The 16,791-nt window shown below is 66.6% G+C and carries 15 protein-coding genes; 7 read left to right on the forward strand and 8 right to left on the reverse strand.

Going from position 1 to position 16,791, the window contains the following annotated elements; all coding sequences use genetic code 11:
• Positions 1-10: 10 nt before the first annotated feature.
• Positions 11-1,765 (reverse strand): oligopeptide:H+ symporter, encoded by a 1,755-nt coding sequence (locus tag C1924_RS05620; RefSeq protein WP_108764410.1) that lies wholly within the window; start codon positions 1,763-1,765, stop codon positions 11-13.
• Between the two features lie 118 nt (positions 1,766-1,883).
• Complete coding sequence (locus C1924_RS05625) at positions 1,884-3,032, reverse strand: heparan-alpha-glucosaminide N-acetyltransferase domain-containing protein (protein ID WP_108766979.1); 1,149 nt, start codon at positions 3,030-3,032, stop codon at positions 1,884-1,886.
• Positions 3,033-3,231: 199 nt separating this feature from the next.
• On the opposite strand from C1924_RS05625, the gene C1924_RS05630 reads away from it, so the two are divergent.
• The 3 genes from C1924_RS05630 to C1924_RS05640 all read left to right on the forward strand — a co-directional run bounded on the left by C1924_RS05630 (position 3,232) and on the right by C1924_RS05640 (position 8,877).
• Positions 3,232-5,196: an oligopeptide transporter, OPT family gene (locus C1924_RS05630; RefSeq protein WP_108764411.1), complete on the forward strand. Its 1,965-nt coding sequence runs from the start codon at positions 3,232-3,234 to the stop codon at positions 5,194-5,196.
• A gap of 246 nt (positions 5,197-5,442) precedes the next feature.
• Positions 5,443-7,521, forward strand: a complete 2,079-nt coding sequence (locus tag C1924_RS05635; protein WP_108764412.1) for a S9 family peptidase — start codon at positions 5,443-5,445, stop codon at positions 7,519-7,521.
• 126 nt (positions 7,522-7,647) lie between these two features.
• On the forward strand, positions 7,648-8,877 hold the full coding sequence (locus tag C1924_RS05640) for a DUF819 family protein (RefSeq protein ID WP_108764413.1): 1,230 nt from the start codon (positions 7,648-7,650) through the stop codon (positions 8,875-8,877).
• Positions 8,878-9,086: 209 nt separating this feature from the next.
• Here the strand turns inward: C1924_RS05640 and C1924_RS05645 are convergent, their stop codons facing one another.
• The 5 genes from C1924_RS05645 to C1924_RS05665 are packed head-to-tail and all read right to left on the reverse strand — an operon-like array spanning position 9,087 to position 12,115.
• Positions 9,087-9,566, reverse strand: a complete 480-nt coding sequence (locus tag C1924_RS05645) for a hypothetical protein (protein ID WP_108764414.1) — start codon at positions 9,564-9,566, stop codon at positions 9,087-9,089.
• A 47-nt stretch (positions 9,567-9,613) separates the two neighbouring features.
• Positions 9,614-9,874 carry a cell division topological specificity factor MinE gene (gene minE / locus C1924_RS05650; protein ID WP_079221044.1) on the reverse strand — a complete coding sequence of 87 codons (261 nt, stop codon included), beginning with the start codon at positions 9,872-9,874 and terminating at the stop codon, positions 9,614-9,616.
• Between the two features lie 2 nt (positions 9,875-9,876).
• A complete protein-coding gene (minD, locus tag C1924_RS05655) occupies positions 9,877-10,686 on the reverse strand; it encodes a septum site-determining protein MinD (RefSeq protein WP_108755675.1) in 810 nt (269 codons plus the stop codon).
• Between the two features lie 35 nt (positions 10,687-10,721).
• Positions 10,722-11,510 (reverse strand): septum site-determining protein MinC, encoded by a 789-nt coding sequence (gene minC, locus C1924_RS05660; protein ID WP_174208943.1) that lies wholly within the window; start codon positions 11,508-11,510, stop codon positions 10,722-10,724.
• Between the two features lie 8 nt (positions 11,511-11,518).
• Complete coding sequence (locus C1924_RS05665) at positions 11,519-12,115, reverse strand: GNAT family N-acetyltransferase (RefSeq protein ID WP_108764416.1); 597 nt, start codon at positions 12,113-12,115, stop codon at positions 11,519-11,521.
• Positions 12,116-12,266: 151 nt separating this feature from the next.
• Here C1924_RS05665 and C1924_RS05670 point away from each other — a divergent pair, with 151 nt between their 5' ends.
• From C1924_RS05670 to C1924_RS05685, 4 genes are all read left to right on the forward strand, one after another.
• Positions 12,267-13,460 (forward strand): sensor histidine kinase, encoded by a 1,194-nt coding sequence (locus tag C1924_RS05670; RefSeq protein ID WP_108764417.1) that lies wholly within the window; start codon positions 12,267-12,269, stop codon positions 13,458-13,460.
• Positions 13,460-14,101 (forward strand): response regulator transcription factor, encoded by a 642-nt coding sequence (locus C1924_RS05675; protein WP_108764418.1) that lies wholly within the window; start codon positions 13,460-13,462, stop codon positions 14,099-14,101. Before C1924_RS05670 ends, C1924_RS05675 begins: the two co-directional genes overlap by 1 nt.
• 232 nt (positions 14,102-14,333) lie before the next feature.
• Positions 14,334-15,407: an SRPBCC family protein gene (locus C1924_RS05680; protein WP_108764419.1), complete on the forward strand. Its 1,074-nt coding sequence runs from the start codon at positions 14,334-14,336 to the stop codon at positions 15,405-15,407.
• A gap of 103 nt (positions 15,408-15,510) precedes the next feature.
• The gene (locus C1924_RS05685; protein WP_108764420.1) at positions 15,511-15,882 is read left to right on the forward strand and encodes a DUF423 domain-containing protein; all 372 of its coding nucleotides are present in this window, start codon (positions 15,511-15,513) and stop codon (positions 15,880-15,882) included.
• 96 nt (positions 15,883-15,978) lie between these two features.
• Here the strand turns inward: C1924_RS05685 and C1924_RS05690 are convergent, their stop codons facing one another.
• Positions 15,979-16,788 carry a M15 family metallopeptidase gene (locus C1924_RS05690; protein ID WP_108764421.1) on the reverse strand — a complete coding sequence of 270 codons (810 nt, stop codon included), beginning with the start codon at positions 16,786-16,788 and terminating at the stop codon, positions 15,979-15,981.
• Between the last annotated feature and the right edge of the window lie 3 nt (positions 16,789-16,791).

Raw genomic sequence — 16,791 nt, forward strand, 5'->3', positions numbered from 1 at the left:
TGCAACGGGGTCATTTGACCCCGTGCATCATCCGCTTCAGCAGCGGCGCGGCGATGAAGGCGGCCACCGCACAGCCCAGGCCGATCCACATCAGCAGCCAGAACAGGTGCGCATAGGCGCCTGCGGCCGCCACCATGTCCAGTGATTCGCCCTCGGGCACTTCGATCGCGGCCAGCTTGCCGAACAGTGCGGCAAGCGTTTCGGAAAACGCGGTGGCCAGGAACCAGGTGCCCATCATCAGGCTCATCACCCGCGGCACCGCCAGCTGGGTCACCGCCGAGAGGCCGACCGGCGACAGGCACATTTCGCCGCTGGCCAGCAGGAAGTAGGCCAGCACCAGCCACCAGACGCTGGCCATTTCACCCGTCGCGCCCACCTGCTGCGCGGCCAGCGCCAGCGGCACGAAAGACAGCGCGCCGATCACCAGGCCCCAGGCCGATTTCACCGGCTTGCCCGGTTCCCAGCCGCGGCGGTCCATCCAGGTCCACAGCGCGGCGAAGGCCGGTGCCAGCAGCACCAGGAACAGGCCGCCCAGGTAGGTCAGCGAACCCGCAGTCTGCGGAATCACCAGGCAGTCGCGCACCAGCAGCACCAGCATCAGCGCGACGATGGTGATGAAGAACGCGCGCGGTGCGTTGGAGCCGGGCCGGCGTTCGGACAGGCGCGCGCTGACCACGAAGCCCAGCGGCGCCAGCAGCAGTGACACGATGGACCACGGCAGCGGGGTACCGCCGGTGATGACCAGCGCCGGCACGATGTCCTTGGTCAGCAGGCGGTCGGTGAAGGTCACCCACGAGCCGTAGGACTGCTCATACATCGTGAAGAACACCAGCGCCATGAAGATCAGCACCATCAGCGCGATCATCTGCTGGCGCTGCACGGGCGTGCACTTGCTGCCGGTGAACCAGGCGAACCAGACCAGCACGCCGCCCAGCACCACCAGCATCAGCATCAACGCCAGGCTGATCTCGCCGCCGAGGGCGAAGGCGCCGTTGCCGGCGGCCCACATCAGCCATGCCACCGGCAGCACGCCGATGACCGCGCACAGGTAGATCAGCCATTCGCGCGGCAGGCCCAGCACCTTCTGCTTCAGTGCGGCCGGTTGCGGCGGCTCGGCATGGCCCTGCAGGTACTTCTGGCCCCACAGGAACATCGCCAGGCCGGCCAGCATGCCGATGCCCGCGGCACCGAAGCCGTACTTCCAGCCATAGGCTTCGCCGAGAAAACCGCAGACCAGCGAGGAGAACAGCGCGCCCAGGTTGATGCCGGCGTAGAACAGCGAGAAACCCGAATCGCGACGCGGGTCGTCCTGCGGGTAGAGCTTGCCGACGATGGTGGAAATGTTCGGCTTGAGGAAGCCGACGCCCATGATGATCAGCGCCAGCGAGAGATAGGTCACCGCCAGGGCCGAGGTATCACGCACCACCACGCCGTTCACCCGGTAGGCCGCATGGCCCTCGAAGGCCATGCCCAGGTGGCCCAGCACCAGCAGGATGCCGCCGAACAGCACCGCCCGCCGCATGCCCAGCCAGCGGTCGGCGAGCATGCCGCCGAACACCGGGATGCAGTACACCAGACCGCCATACGCGCCGAGCAGGTCCAGGCCGGCCTTGTCGCCGAACAGGTGGTACTTGGTGAGGTAGAGCAGCAGCAGCGCCTTCATGCCATAGAAGGAGAAGCGCTCCCACATTTCGGTGAAGAAGCAGACGTAGACGCCTTTGGGGTGCCCCAGGAAGTCGTCGGAAGCAATCGCAGTGGAATTCATCGCGGAAGTATAGGCGCGCCAGCTTCCGGTACATCCACGCCATGCGTGGAAAAAAGGGGACGGAGGGGATTAAGTCGTTTGTGCCGCAAACGACTTAATCCCCTCCGTCCCCTTTCTTCTACAGGTACCGCAGCCACGCCAGATCGCGGCGGCGCGCCTTGAACCGGGCAAATGCCAGGGTGGGCGGGTAGAGCACCACCGCCAAAGCGCAGGCCACCAGCAGCAGGCCGGCCACCGAATCCAGCGCGTACAGGCTGCCGTGGGTCGGCCCCCAGATCGCCAGCGCGGCCACGTACAGCAGCTTCAGCACGTACAGGTGCAGCAGGTAGAAGAACATCGGCGCGGCACCGATGTCGCCCAGCGGGCGCAGGGCGCGCGCCAGCGGCGGCCATTCGTACAGGCGCAGCAGCAACAGCCCCACGCCCAGGGTGAGCAGCAGGAACTGCAGCGAGGGCGGGTACTTGGTCACGTTGAACACGCTCATCCACGTGCGCAGGGTGCTGTCCTGGTGTTGCCAGGGTGTCTCGCCATAGCCGTTGGCCAGGCGCAGCGCGGCGAAGGCCGCCAGGGCGCCCAGCCCGGCCCACAGCAGCCAGCGCGTGCGTTGCGCCGGGTCGCGGTCACGGGCGAACCACGGCCCCATCAGGTAGCCCAGGGCGATCACGCCGATCCACGGCAGCACCGGGTAGGAGGTGCGCAGGCGCAGCGCGCCGGCCTCGATCCAGTCGCGCTGGTGCAGCACTTTCCACAGCACGGCCAGCACGCCGTTGCCTTCCACGCGCAGGTCATCGAACAGGTTGTGGCCGGCCACCAGCAGCACGCCCAGTACCAGCAGCGCCGGGCGCGGCAGCCACAGCAGGCCGGCCAGCGCGATCATGCTCAGCCCGATGGCCCAGATCACCTGCAGGTACAGCGTCTCGGGCGGGAACTGGAAGGTCCAGGCAAGGTTTACCAGGGTCAGTTCCAGCACCACCATGAACAGGCCGCGCTTGAGCAGGAAAGCGGCGGTGGCGCGGCGCGGGTCGGCCTGGCGCTGGCCATACAGCCACGCCGACAGGCCGGTGAGCAGCACGAAGACCGGGGCGCACAGATGCGCCAGCAGGCGGCAGGCGAACAGGGCAGGGGACACGCTGGCGGCATCCATCGGGTCGCCCACCTGGTGCTGCAGGAAGAACGTCTCGCGCACGTGGTCCAGCAGCATCAGCAGCATCACGGTGCCGCGCAGCTGGTCGATGGAGGCCAGCCGGGGGGAGGGGGAAGGGGGCATGCGTGGGAACGGCAACGTATCAACAGAAAGATATAACATATCATTTGCAGTGCCGCCAGCCCGGCTTTGCTGCATGGGTCGGTTGCCGGTGCGCGTGCAGGGCGGTTGCACCCTGCCGGCAGCCCCATCCTTTGGCACGCTGGACTTGCCGCTCCCTGAACGCTAGCGTGCAAGGGATTTTTTGCCAGCAGGGGCTTCCATGAACCATGACGCTGCGCCCAAGCAGCTCACCTTCCGCGCAGTGGCCCTGGCCATCGTGCTGGCGGTGGTGCTGTCGGCGGCCAACGCCTATCTCGGTCTGTTCGCAGGCCTGACCATCGCCACCGCCATTCCCGCGGCGGTCATTTCCATGGGCGTGCTGCGCCTGCTGGGCGGTGGTTCCATTCTCGAAAACAACATTGTCCAGACCGGCGCCTCGGCCGGTTCGTCCATCGCCGCCGGTGTCATCTTCACCATCCCGGCGCTGGTCATCATGGGCTACTGGCCGGACTTCAAGTACTGGTGGGTGCTGGGCATCGCAGGCCTGGGTGGCCTGCTGGGCGTGCTGTTCTCGGTGCCGCTGCGCCGTTCCATGATCGTCGAAGACCCGCTTCCGTTCCCGGAAGGCAAGGCGGCGGCCGAAGTGCTGAAGGCCGGTGAGAACCCCGGCCCGGGCCTGAAGATCCTCGGCCTGTCGGCCGTCATCGGCGCCTTCGTCAAGCTGGCCGCCGAAAGCGGCCTGCGCCTGATTCCTGATGCCTGGTCGACCTCGGCCTACGTCGGGAGCTCGAAGATCACCGCCTTCATCGGCACCAACCTGTCGCCGGCCCTGCTGGGCGTGGGCTACATCGTCGGCCTGAACGTCGGCATCGTGGTTGTGTCCGGCTCGATCCTGACCTGGCACATCGCCATCCCGATCTACCAGGCGTTCTTCATGAACACCGATCCGGCCCTGGCCGCGTCGGTCGCCACCGCCTCGTCCACCGAAGCGGCGTTCGCCATCTGGGGCGCGAAGATGCGCTATCTGGGTGTCGGCGCAATGCTGATCGGCGGCATCTGGACCCTGATCTCGCTGCGCAAGTCGCTGCTGAACGGCGTCAAGAGTGGCTTCGCTGCCGCGCGCAAGAGTGGCGGGCCGGTGCTGGCCCATACCGAACGCGACCTGCCGATGAAGTGGATGCTGGTCGCCCTGGTGGTCTTCGTGCTGCCGCTGCTGGCCCTGTACCAGGCCATCGTCGGCCAGTGGCACGTGTCGATCCCGATGACCATCATCATGATCGTCGCCGGCTTCCTGTTCGTTTCCGTCTCGGCCTACCTGGCCGGCCTGATCGGTTCGTCCAACAACCCGGTCTCGGGCATCACCATCTCCACCATCCTGTTCGCTTCGGCGGTGCTGGTGGTGCTGCTGGGCGCCGACGGCCTCAAGCCGGTCGGTACCGGTGGTGCGCCGCTGGGCGCCGTGGCCGCCATCATGATCGGTGCGGTGGTGTGCTGCGCGGCCGCCGTGGGCGGTGACAACCTGCAGGATCTCAAGGCGGGTTACATCGTCGGTGCCACCCCGTGGAAGCAGCAGCTGATGCTGGGCATCGGCGCGTTCTCGTGCGCGCTGATCATGGCCCCGGTGCTGAACCTGCTGGCCACCGCTTACGGCATCGGCGTGAAGTCCGAACTGCACCCGAACGCGCTGGCCGCCCCGCAGGCCAACCTGATGGCCTCGGTAGCCAAGGGCCTGTTCGGTGGCGAACTGCCGTGGACCTTCATCGGCATCGGTGCCGTGGTCGGTGCAGTCATCATCGCCTTCGACAGCTGGCTGAAGTCGCGCGGTTCGCGCTTCCGTGTGCCGGTGCTGGCCGCCGCCATCGGTATCTACCTGCCGCTGGAACTGATGGTGCCGATCTTCCTGGGCGGCCTGATCGCCTACCTGGTCGAGCGCTTCCACAAGGTGCGTGGCGATGATGAAGAAGGCCGCGACCGCGTGCACAAGCCGGGCGTGCTGTTCGCAGCTGGCTTGATCACCGGCGAGGCGCTGATGGGTATCGCCATCGCCGTGCCGATCGTGATCAGCAGCCAGGCCGACGTGCTGGCGCTGCCGTTCCACCTGCCGGCCGCGCAGTGGATCGGCCTGGGCGTGCTGTTCCTTGTCGGCTGGCTGATCTACCGCACCGGCAAGCGCGCGATGGCGTAACCCATGGGGTCGGATCCCTTCCCGACGGGAATGGCTCTGACCCGGTAGTGCCGGCCGCTGGCCGGCAATCTGCCTGGTTGCCGGCCAGCGGCCGGCACTACCGTCGTCCCCCGCAAACCGCGCTACGGCGCGGTTTGCTGTTTCTGGCGGTGGGATCGGCGCTGGCCGGCGGCCATGACCGATGGCCTTGGCAGCCCCGCCTGCACAGGCCTACCATCGGTTTTTTGCCGTCCTGCGGAGATCCCGATGAAACTGCGTCATGCCCTGCTGCCACTGGCCCTGCTGGCCGCCCTGCCCAGCGTTGCCGCTGCCCGTGGCCTGGAAATCCGCGACATGGTGGCCATGGATCGTGTCTCCGCCCCGGTCCTGACCGCCGACGGTGGCACCGTGGTGTTCGCCAAGCGCACCACCGATGCCAACCTCAAGGCCAGCACCGCGCTGTTCGCGCGCAACCTGCGTACCCGCGATGCGGCGCCGCCGAAGCAGATCACCCCGGCCGGCTGGAACGTCAATTCGGCGTCGCTGTCCGCGGACGGCCAGACCGTGTACTTCCTCAGCGCGAAGAACGGCAGCCAGCAGCTGTACGCGCAGGCCATCAGTGGCGGCACCCCGCGCCAGCTGACCGATTTCCCGGTGGACGTGGACAGCTACCACGTCTCGCCGCAGGACGACCGCGTGCTGTTCAGCGCCGGCGTGTTCCAGGCCTGTGCCTCCGACCTGGCCTGCACCGAGAAGAAGCTCAAGGACGTGGCCGATGCCAAGGCCAGCGGCAAGGTCTTCGATTCGCTGTTCGTGCGCCATTGGGACACCTGGAACGACGGCCGTCGCAACACCCTGTTCGTGGCGCCGCTGCCGGCCGCCAAAGCCGGCCCGGTGAAGGGCGCCTCGGCGCTGAGCGCAACCATCGATGGCGACGCGCCGTCCAAGCCGTTCGGTGGCAATGACGATTTCACCTGGTCGCCGGATGGCGCCAGCGTGGTCGCCAGCATCCGCGTGGCCGGCAAGCAGGAACCGTGGTCGACCAACTTCGACCTGTACCGTTTCGATGCCGCCGGCAAGCAGGCCCCGGTCAACCTGACCGCGTCCAACCCGGCCTGGGATGCCGGCCCGGTGTTCAGCGCCGACGGCAGGACCCTGTTCTACCGCGCCATGAAGCGCCCGGGCTTCGAGGCCGACCGCTTCGGCCTGATGGCGATGGACGTGGCCAGCGGCAAGACCCGTGAGATTGCCCCGCAGTGGGATCGCTCGGCCGGTGAAATCAACCTGTCCAGCGATGGCGCCAGCATCTACACCACCACCGACGACCTCGGCGAGCACCCGCTGTTCCAGATCGACGTGGCCAGCGGCAAGGCCACCAAGGTCATCGGTGATGGCACCGTGTCCTCGGTCAGCGTGGCCGGCAACAGCGTGGCCATCACCCGCAACAGCCTGAAGAGCAACGACCAGGTGCTCGTCGGCCTGCTGCCGGCCGCCGGCCAGCCGATCGGCGAACTGCGCGCGCTGACCCCGGCCGCTGGCGACGTGCTGAAGGACGTCACCTTCGGCGACTTCGAGCAGTTCAGCTTCAAGGGTTGGAACAACGACACCGTGCACGGCTACGTGGTCAAGCCGCACAACTACCAGGAAGGCAAGTCCTACCCGGTCGCGTTCCTCATCCACGGCGGCCCGCAGGGCAGCTTCGGCAACGGCTGGAGCTACCGCTGGAACCCGCAGACCTACACCGGCCAGGGCTATGCCGTGGTCATGATCGACTTCCACGGTTCCACCGGCTACGGCCAGGCCTTCACCGATGCGATCAGCCAGCACTGGGGCGACCGTCCGCTGGAAGACCTGCAGAAGGGCTGGGATGCCGCGCTGAAGAAGTATTCCTTCCTCAACGGCGACAAGGCCTGCGCACTGGGCGCCAGCTACGGCGGCTTCATGGTCAACTGGATCGCCGGCAACTGGAACAGCCCGTTCAAGTGCCTGGTCAACCATGACGGCGTGTTCGACCAGCGCATGATGGGCTACGCCACCGAAGAACTGTGGTTCACCGAATGGGAGCAGGGCGGCACGCCGTACGAAAAGGCTGCCAACTTCGAGAAGTTCAACCCGGTCAACCACGTGGCCGACTGGAAGAAGCCGATCCTGGTCATCCATGGCCAGCAGGACTTCCGCATTCCGGTCGAACAGGGCCTGGCTGCCTTCACTGCCGCCCAGCGCCAGGGCATCGAATCGAAGTTCCTGTACTTCCCGGACGAGAACCACTGGGTGCTGAAGCCGAACAACAGCATCCTGTGGCATGACACCGTCAACGCCTGGCTGAAGCAGCACATCGGCGAATAAGCCGCTGCAGCGCCGAGGGGTCGGATCCCTTCCGCACCGCGGAAGGGCTCTGACCCCGTCATCGTCCCTGGGGTCAGAGCCCTTTCGCGTGGCGAAAGGGATCCGACCCCGTACCAGAGCGCCTGCATGATCCAGAACGACATCGTGGTCTTCGGTCTGATCGCCGCCACCCTCGGCGCGGTGTTCTGGACCGCGTCGCGGGAGCACGGCCCGTGGAAGCGCTTCTACACCTTCGTGCCGGCGCTGCTCCTGTGCTATCTCATCCCCGGCATCTACAACACCGTCGGCCTCATCGACGGGCAGAACACCAAGCTCTACAACCCCATCGCACGCGACATCCTGCTGCCGGCGGCGCTGATCCTGCTGACGCTGGCGGTGGACATCAAGGGCATCCTGCGGCTGGGCCCGAAACTGGTGCTGATGTACCTGGGCGCCTCGGCCAGCATCATGCTGGGTGCCGTGGTGGCCTTCCTGGTGATGCGCGCGATCCATCCCGACACCGTGGCCGGCGATACCTGGGCCGGCATGGCGGCGCTGGCCGGCAGCTGGATCGGAGGCGGCGCCAACATGCTGGCCATGCGCGAAGTCTTCGACGTCAACGCGACCACCTTCGGCCAGTTCGCCGTGGTCGACGTCGGCGTGGGCTATGTGTGGATGGCGGCGCTGATTTTCCTGGCCGGTCGCGCGGCGAGGATCGACGCGCGCAGTGGCGCCGATACCTCGGCCATCGACGAACTGAAGGAGCGCATCGCACGCTTCCAGGCCGAGCATGAGCGCATTCCCAGCCTGACCGACCTGATGCTGATCGTGGCGGTGGCCTTCGGAGGCGTCGGCCTGTCGCACGCCATCGGCGCGCCGCTGGCGGCGTGGTTCAAGGCGAATGTCAGCTGGGCCTCGCAGTTCAGCCTGGATGCCCCGTTCGTGTGGGTGGTGGTGCTGTCGACCACGCTGGGCCTCAGCCTGAGCTTCACCCGCGCGCGTACGCTGGAAGGCGCGGGCGCCTCACGGCTGGGTTCGCTGCTGCTGTATTTCCTCATCGCCTGCATCGGCATGCAGATGGACCTGCTGGCGCTGCTGGACCGCCCGTGGCTGTTCCTGCTGGGGCTGATCTGGATCGCCGTGCACATCGTGCTGCTGTGGTGCCTGGGCAAGCTGCTGAAAGTGCCGTTCTTCTACTTCGCCATCGGCTCGCAGTCCAACATCGGCGGCCCGGCCTCGGCGCCGGTCGTTGCTGCTGCGTTCCATCCCGCGCTGGCACCGGTCGGCGTGCTGCTGGGTACGATGGGCTATGCCACCGGCACGTACCTGGCCTACATCGTCGGCATCACCCTGCGTGCGCTGGCCGGGCAGGGGTGATCGTGCACGGGGGGATGGGGTCAGATCCCTTTTGCGCAGCAAAAGGGATCTGACCCCGGTTCACGGCGCGTCACGCCTGCAGCAACCCGCGTTCGATCAACCACGCTTTCGCGTCTTCGGCGTCCTGCTCGAACCGCGCCGAGTGAAACGATGGGCGCCGTGGGGTCCAGCGCGTCGCCACGCGCCCATGTCCAACCGCGCCCGCGGCTTTACGCTTCCAGCAACCCGCGTTCGATCAACCACGCTCTCGCGTCTTCGGCATCCTGCTCGAACCACGCCTTGGTCGACCCCAACCGGTACGTGTACCCCCACGCATCCATGTCGGCCATCAGCCGCTCGCTGCCTACCCCGGGCAGCCGGCCGGCCAGCACGATCTGCAGGTAGCAGGTGGCATCTTCCTCGGGTACCGAATCGGTGGCGTCGGTATGCACCTGCGCGCGCCGCTCCGGCGGCAGCACGATCAGGTGGCAGGCTTCATGCAGCATCGAATGCACGGGCGTGTCGTCGCGCACGTACACATCGCTGGCGATGATGCCGGCCTCCGGTTCGCCCCAGTAGCTGCCGGGAATCGGCTCGCCCGCGGCCACATGGTGCAGGCGCAGGTCATGCGCGGCGAGCAGGCGCTGCGCATCGGCGAAGGCGATATCGCCGACGCGGGTCACGTTCGGTTCGGGCGGGGTGTCGGTCATGCGGGGTCACGCGGCCCCGCCCATGCAGGCACGGGCGGGGCAGGGGGTCAGGGTTTTTCCGGGCCTTCGGGCAGCGCCACGGAGATGTCCAGCACATCGTGCTGGCCATCCTTCACCAGGTCGACCTTCACTGCGTCGACGTCGATGTTGACGTACTTCTTGATCACTTCCAGCAGCTCGCGCTGCAGCAGCGGCAGGTAATCGGGGCCACCGCGGTTGCTGCGTTCCTGCGCGATGATGATCTGCAGGCGGTTCTTCGCGGTTTCGGCGGTGGTCTTCTTCGCTTTGAGGAAATCGAACAGGCCCATGCTTACCCTCCGAACAGCTTGCTGAAGAAGCCCTTCTTCTCGACGTTGGTGAAGCGCATCGGGCGCTCTTCGCCGAGGATGCGTGCAACGGCATCGTCGTAGGCCTGGCCGGCGGCCGATTCCACGTCCAGGATGACCGGCTCGCCCTTGTTGGAGGCATTGAGCACGTCGCCCGATTCGGGGATCACGCCGATCGCCTTCAGGCCCAGCACTTCTTCCACGTCGGCGATGCTCAGCATCTCACCGCTTTCCACGCGCACCGGGGTGTAGCGGGTCAGCAGCAGGAAGGCCGGCACGTTCTGGCCCGATTCGGCCTTGTGGGTCTTCGAGTCCAGCAGGCCGATGATGCGGTCCGAGTCGCGCACCGACGACACTTCCGGGTTCACCACCACCACGGCGCGGTCGGCGAAGTACATCGCCAGGAAGGCGCCCTTCTCGATGCCGGCCGGGGAGTCGCAGATGATGTAGTCGAAGCCGTCGGCGGCCAGGTCCTTGAGGACCTTGCCCACGCCTTCCTGGGTCAGCGCGTCCTTGTCGCGGGTCTGCGAGGCAGCCAGCACGTACAGGTTGTCGAAGCGCTTGTCCTTGATGAGGGCCTGCTTGAGGGTGGCTTCGCCGTGCACGACGTTGACGAAGTCGTACACCACGCGGCGCTCGCAACCCATGATCAGGTCGAGGTTGCGCAGGCCGACGTCGAAGTCGATCACGGCCACCTTCTTGCCGCGCCGTGCCAGGCCGCAGGCCAGGCTCGCGCTGGAAGTGGTCTTGCCGACGCCGCCCTTGCCGGAGGTGACTACGATGATTTCAGCCAAAGGACTTCTCCTGATGATTCTGTTTGGGGGCTGCGTCAGTCCAGCGCAGCGATCTTGATCTGGTCCTGTTCCAGCCACACCTGCACGGCCTTGCCGCGCAGGTTGTCCGGCACATCGTCCAGTACCTTGTAATGGCCTGCAATGGCGACCAGTTCCGCATGGAAATCACGGCAGAAAATACGTGCCGCGGTGTTGCCCTGGGCCCCTGCCAGCGCGCGGCCGCGCAGGGTCCCGTAGATATGGATGCTGCCGTCGGCGATGACCTCGGCGCCTGCGCCGACGGTGGCCATCACGGTCAGGTCGCAGTTTTCCGCGTAAAGCTGCTGGCCCGAACGCACGTTGCCCAGCTGCATGCGGCCCGGCTGCGGTGCGGCGGCATCGGCCACCTTGCCCACCGGGGCGACGGGCGCCGCGGCCGGTTCGGCCTTGGCGGCACGACGCGGTTCGGGTGCGGGTGCGGGCGGCGGCGGGGCCGGTTCGGCCTCGGCACGCTCGTACTGCGCACGGAACTTGGCCAGCAGCGGCAGGCCCAGCTGCTGCGAGAGCAGGTCGACCGCCGTGGTGCCGTAGGCCAGTGCCACCGGCAGCACGCCGGCGCTGCGCAGCCCATCCACCAGCGCCTGCGCGGTGGCCACGTCGGGCACCTGGCTCAGGCCGCCGAAATCCAGGATGACGGCCGCGCGGCCGAACAGCTTCGGCGCACGGTTCACGCGTTCCTGCATTTCCTGCACGAGGCGTTCGACATCAAGGGTACGGATGCGCAGGTTGGCGATGCCCACCTGGCCGATCTTCAGTTCACCGGCCTGTTCGTAATCGAAATTCACCGCCACGCTCAGGTCCCCGTCGGCCGCTGTGCCTGCACCGGCAGCTGCCGGTCACGCGCCCATGCCACATCCGGCAGCTTGCCGCCGTAGGTTTCGTGTACCCACGGGTAGCTGCACAGTTCCTTGGCCAGCATGCTGGCGCGCACATCGACGTGCGGCATGGTGTTCTGGCCCAGCTCGCGGAAGCCGAAGCTGCCGTGGAAGAGCAGGGCGGCGTCGGCGCCGTGGTCCAGGAACACCTCGCAGGTCATCTGCGGGTAGCGCAGCTCGGCAAAGCTCTGCGCATCGGCATAGAACGCACGGCCGACGCCACCGCCGCGACGGCGGCTGGCGACCACGATGCGGTCGATATAGAAGAAGGGGGTGGCCAGCTGCTGCTTGAACCAGGCGAAGTTGCTGCTGTCGTGCTGGCTGTCGCTGCCGAAGCCGATCAGGAAGCCGGCCAGGTTGCCGTCGCGCTCGGCGACGCGGAAATACTCAGCGGTTTCGTAGAACAGGTGCAGGCGCGCGGCATCCAGCGGGAGGATGGCCAGGCCTGCATTGTTGTTCAACGCCAGGACGGAATCGAGCTCGTGCTCGCGCACGTCGCGGATGACAATCGACATTGTGACTCCGTGGGGTAACGCGGTTGGTCCATCAACGGACCCTGCGCACGATTATTGCATGCCCGGGGCGGGCTGCGGCATGAACAGGGGGAAGGGCAGGCATGACTTCCGTGGGAGTGCAGCAGGCGGGGTTCAACCGTAGAGTGCTGGCATGTTGGGAGTCCTCAGCCATACCCGTGTCCTCCGCCTGGCCGGCCTGTTTACCTGGGTCATGGTCGGCCTGCCCCTGGCCTATTCGCAGTTCGAGAACCTGCATGCCCGTGCCGACATGGGCGGCTGGGCTGTGCTGCTGTTCCTGGCCTACCTGTCCTTCGGCGCCGCTTACTTCCGGCTGACCCGCTCGCTGCGCAGCGACAGCCACACCACCTGGCTGGACCGCGGGCTGCTCCTGCTGCTCACCATTTCCGCGCTGGGGGTCAGCTTCCTCAGCGGCTCGGGCCTGGGCAGCATCCTGATGATGGTCGCCGCCGGGGTCATCCCGTGGATGCTCTCGGTGCGGCTGGGCGTGCTGTGGCTGCTGGTCAGCCAGCTGGCGGTGGCCCCGGTCTATTACGTGCTGCTGCGTTTCCCGCTGTTCGAGGCAGTGATGCAGTCACTGCTGTATGGCGGCTTTTCCATGTTCATCTTCGTGACCAGCCTGGTCGCGCGGCAGCAGACCGAGGCCCGTGATGAGCAGCGCCGCCTGAATGCCGAACTGCGCGCGACCCGCGCCCTGCTGGCCGAAAGCGCGCGGGTGAACGAGCGCACCCGCATCTCGCGCGAACTGCACGACGTGCTGGGCCACCAGCTGACGGCGCTGACCCTGAACCTGGAAGTGGCCGGGCATCTGGCCGAGGGCCAGGCGCTGGAACACGTCAAGCGTTCACATACCCTGGCCAAGCTGCTGCTGGGCAACGTGCGCGAAGTGGTCAGCCAGCTGCGCGAGACCGGCGCCATCGACCTGGCCGCCGCGCTGCGCCCGCTGACCGAGAATGTGCCCTCGCTGGACATCGTGCTGGATGTGGAGGAGCCGCTGAACGTGGAAGACCCGCAGCGTGCCCACGTGCTGCTGCGCTGCACCCAGGAGATCATCACCAACGCGGTGCGCCATGCCCAGGCCCGCCACCTGTGGATCCGGGTGTACCGTGAGGCGCCGGGGCAGGTGGTCGTGGAGGCCAATGATGACGGGGTCGGCGCGCAGAGGGTCAATGCGGGCAATGGCTTGCGCGGGATGCGCGAACGCCTGCAACAATGTGGCGGCCAGCTGCAGGTGGACACCCACCCCGGCGAAGGCTTCCGCCTGCGGGCCACGGTACCGGCAACGGTGCTGGCGGCCCTCACCGAAGTTCCTGAAGGAGTGCGTTGATGATTCGCGTCTGCCTGGTCGATGACCAAACCCTGGTGCGGCAGGGAATCCGCTCCCTGCTGGCGCTCGACGACGGTATCGAAGTGGTGGCCGAGGCCGGTGATGGCCGCCAGGCCGTCGAGCTGGTCCCGCAGGTGCGTCCGGACGTGGTCCTGATGGACATGCGCATGCCGGTGATGTCCGGCCTGGAAGCCCTGCAGGTGCTGTCGCGGCAGGAACAGCTGCCGCCGACCATCATCCTGACCACCTTCGATGACGACCAGCTGGTGCTGGCCGGGCTCAAGGCCGGGGCCAAGGGCTACCTGCTCAAGGATGTGACCCTGGCGCAGCTGGTCGGTGCCATCCGTACCGTGGCCGACGGCGGTTCGCTGGTCCAGCCGGCGGTGACGCAGCGCCTGCTGTCCGGCCTGGAGCACATGCGCAACGACTTCGTCAGCCTGGACCGCCCCGACCCGCTGACCGACCGCGAAACCGAGATCCTGCGGCTGATGGCCAGCGGTTTCTCCAACAAGGAGATCGCCAATTCGCTGGGGGTCGCCGAAGGGACCATCAAGAACCACGTGTCCAACATCCTGTCCAAGCTGGGGGTGCGCGACCGCACCCGCGCCGTGCTGAAGGCGTTTGAACTCCAGCTGGTCTGAAAAAGTCCTTTTGCGACAATGATTTGGGTGAAAGCCCCGGTGCCGGGGCGTCGTGCCCCTCTACATCCCGGGGGGCAGGATGCGTTACCCTTCAAAATCTTTGTCCATACAAATACGCAGCCGGCACGGAAACCGGTGCGCCAATCCGATAAACAATGCCTGCGAAGCCTGCTAGGATTGGCGCTTCGCTTCAATCAACCCGGCCGTGGGATCGGCCCCGGAGACTCTCTGAATGACCCGTATTATCGAGTTCCTGATCGCCTTGGGGATCGTGGCTGGCCTGTTCGTCATTATTGGCGTCTGTCTGCCGGGCGAGCGTCACATCACCGAAAGCATCGAGACCAACCGCAAGATGACGATCGTGTACGACACGGTCAACAGCCTGCGCCGCTTCAAGGACTGGAACCCGCTGGTACTGCGCGATCCCGCCGTTGACCTGAAGCTGTCCGGCCCGGCCTCCGGCAAGGGTGCCACGCTCGACTTCTCCTCCAAGGAGCTGGGCAACGGTTCCTGGAAGATCACCGATTCGGAAGAGAACAAGCGTGTTGTGATCGCCGTCGAAGACCCGACCAAGGGCCACGACAAGGTCACCACCTTCACCCTGGAGCCGACCGGCAAGGGTGGCCGTAACGTCAAGATCACCCAGGATTACTCGGTGAAGTACGGCTTCGACCTGTTCGGTCGTTACGCAGGCCTGTATGTCAGCCGCCAGATCGGCGACGACATCAAGATGGGTCTGTCGCGCATGGCGAACATGCTGGCCACCGTGCCGAACGTCGACTACCGCACCGCCGAAGCCCCGCTGACCGATCTGGGTATCGTGGAAGTGCCGGCTGAAGACCTGCTGGTCGTCAACGCCGGTAACGTCGACCGCGGCCAGGACACCATCACCAAGTCCATCAAGGACAACCAGGAGTGGATCAAGCGCGTGATGGAGGCCAATGGTCTCGAAGCCGCTGGCCCGTTCCGCATCATCACCACCGATTTCGGTGCTGAGAAGTACGCCTTCGACATCGCCCAGCCGGTGAAGAAGAAGGGTGCTGAAGGCGCTGGCGCTGAAGAACTGAGCGTCAAGATCGACGGCGGTGCACCGGTCAAGTACGTCCGCGTGGCTCCGCACCGTTCGGCCCATGCTGCCTACACCGGCCACATGGCTGGCCTGGACATCGCCCGCAACGCGCTGCGTGCCTGGGCTGTGACCAACGGTTCGGAAGTGGTCGATCGCCCGTACGAATCCTGGAAGGACGGTCTGGACAAGTCGTTCACCCCGGAAGGTACCTACGACATCTACTGGGCCGTCAAGTAAGCCTCGGCTGACCCATGTAGTGTTGGATACGAAAACGCGCCGCTTCCTGCGGCGCGTTTTTTTTTGATCTGCGCCCCTGTGGCGCATTGCGCAAGGAACAGTCATGTTCAATCCGGATCGACGTGCGCGTAAGCCTTCCCTGCTGGCCTGCGTGGGCGCACTGCTGGCCGCAGCCTCCATCGGCCTGTCCGCCTATGCCGCGCACGGCGTGGCCGAGCCGCTGGCCCAGCAGCATCTGAACATGGCCGCGCTGTACGCCTTCGCGCATGGCGCAGTGCTTCTGGCGGTCGGCCCGCGCGCACAGGGGCTCATCGCGCATCTGGGCCTGTACGCGCTGCTGCTGGGCGTGCTGCTGTTTTCCGGCAGCCTGGCCGGCGCTGCACTGTGGCAGTGGCCGACGCGCTTTGCTCCGGTGGGCGGCACCACGTTGATGGCGGGCTGGGTGCTGCTGGCGATCAACGCACTGCGGCGGTGACGCCCGCCGCAGGCGGGGGGTAGATCCACGCCACGCGTGGATGGAATCCCGGATCGTTCAAATGATCTGTGTAGAGTCGAGCCATGCTCGACTGCCTCAGCGTGCGCTGTTCCAGCACCAGTGCCACGGCTCGTAGACGATGCCGTGCGGGTTGTCGCGCGGGTAGCTCAGGTGGAAGCCATGCGTGCCGGCATGTGCCTGCAGCCAGGCGAAGGCGGCGGTGGCTTCAAAGGTTTCCTCGGCCGGCGCATCGCCCGGTGTGCCGATGTCCAGCGCATGGCCGCTGTGGTGTTCGCTGAAGCCCGGTGCCGCGTTGACCTTCAGGATCTCATCGACAGACAGGCCGCGCGCCAGCTTCCGCTCGAAGATGCCCAGCTGGTAGGCGTGGCTGCGGAAGCCGGAAATCGCATCCAGTGCGATGCCATCGCGCGCGGCGTGCAGGCGCATGCGGCGCCAGCCCTGCGCGGCGCCACGGCGCAGCCACAGCGGGCGGCCGAAGCGGTCACGGCCAGCGAAATGCAGCACGCAGGGCTCGCACTCCAGTGCCAGCCCGCTCTGCTGCGCGTACTGCTGCGCATCCAGGCCCAACTGCTGAAGGTGCTGCTGCAGGCCCGCCAGGGGCAGCGACTGTGCGTCCAGCGTTGCCGCAAAGGGGCGTGCCCCGGTGGCGTCGTCCAGCAACGCCAGCGCGTGCTCGACGCCCGGCTCGCGCGGCAGGTGCGGCACCAGCGAGTGCACGCCCTGCGCCAGCACTGCGGCCAGGTAACGGCCATCGCGCTTGCGCCGCAGTACCCAGCGCGCACGCGCCAGCAGGCGCGCATCCAGGTTGCTGCGCGCACGCAGCAGCGCGGCCGGCCACAGTTCCAGACTCTCGGTGTTGATCAGCAGGGGCGTGCGAGGGTGCATGCC

Origin of the sequence: Stenotrophomonas sp. ESTM1D_MKCIP4_1 (genome assembly GCF_003086895.1) — a bacterium.
In the GTDB taxonomy this organism is placed as follows: Bacteria; Pseudomonadota; Gammaproteobacteria; order Xanthomonadales; family Xanthomonadaceae; genus Stenotrophomonas.

Coding starts and splice junctions, on each gene's coding strand:
- C1924_RS05680 (WP_108764419.1), top strand. CDS start 14,334: ATGACCCGTATTATCGAGTTCCTGATCGCCTTGGGGATCGTGGCTGGC.
- minE (WP_079221044.1), bottom strand. CDS start 9,874: ATGGGCCTGTTCGATTTCCTCAAAGCGAAGAAGACCACCGCCGAAACC.
- C1924_RS05635 (WP_108764412.1), top strand. CDS start 5,443: ATGAAACTGCGTCATGCCCTGCTGCCACTGGCCCTGCTGGCCGCCCTG.
- C1924_RS05620 (WP_108764410.1), bottom strand. CDS start 1,765: ATGAATTCCACTGCGATTGCTTCCGACGACTTCCTGGGGCACCCCAAA.
- C1924_RS05670 (WP_108764417.1), top strand. CDS start 12,267: ATGTTGGGAGTCCTCAGCCATACCCGTGTCCTCCGCCTGGCCGGCCTG.
- C1924_RS05685 (WP_108764420.1), top strand. CDS start 15,511: ATGTTCAATCCGGATCGACGTGCGCGTAAGCCTTCCCTGCTGGCCTGC.
- C1924_RS05675 (WP_108764418.1), top strand. CDS start 13,460: ATGATTCGCGTCTGCCTGGTCGATGACCAAACCCTGGTGCGGCAGGGA.
- C1924_RS05630 (WP_108764411.1), top strand. CDS start 3,232: ATGAACCATGACGCTGCGCCCAAGCAGCTCACCTTCCGCGCAGTGGCC.
- C1924_RS05645 (WP_108764414.1), bottom strand. CDS start 9,566: ATGACCGACACCCCGCCCGAACCGAACGTGACCCGCGTCGGCGATATC.
- C1924_RS05690 (WP_108764421.1), bottom strand. CDS start 16,788: ATGCACCCTCGCACGCCCCTGCTGATCAACACCGAGAGTCTGGAACTG.
- C1924_RS05665 (WP_108764416.1), bottom strand. CDS start 12,115: ATGTCGATTGTCATCCGCGACGTGCGCGAGCACGAGCTCGATTCCGTC.
- C1924_RS05640 (WP_108764413.1), top strand. CDS start 7,648: ATGATCCAGAACGACATCGTGGTCTTCGGTCTGATCGCCGCCACCCTC.
- C1924_RS05625 (WP_108766979.1), bottom strand. CDS start 3,032: ATGCCCCCTTCCCCCTCCCCCCGGCTGGCCTCCATCGACCAGCTGCGC.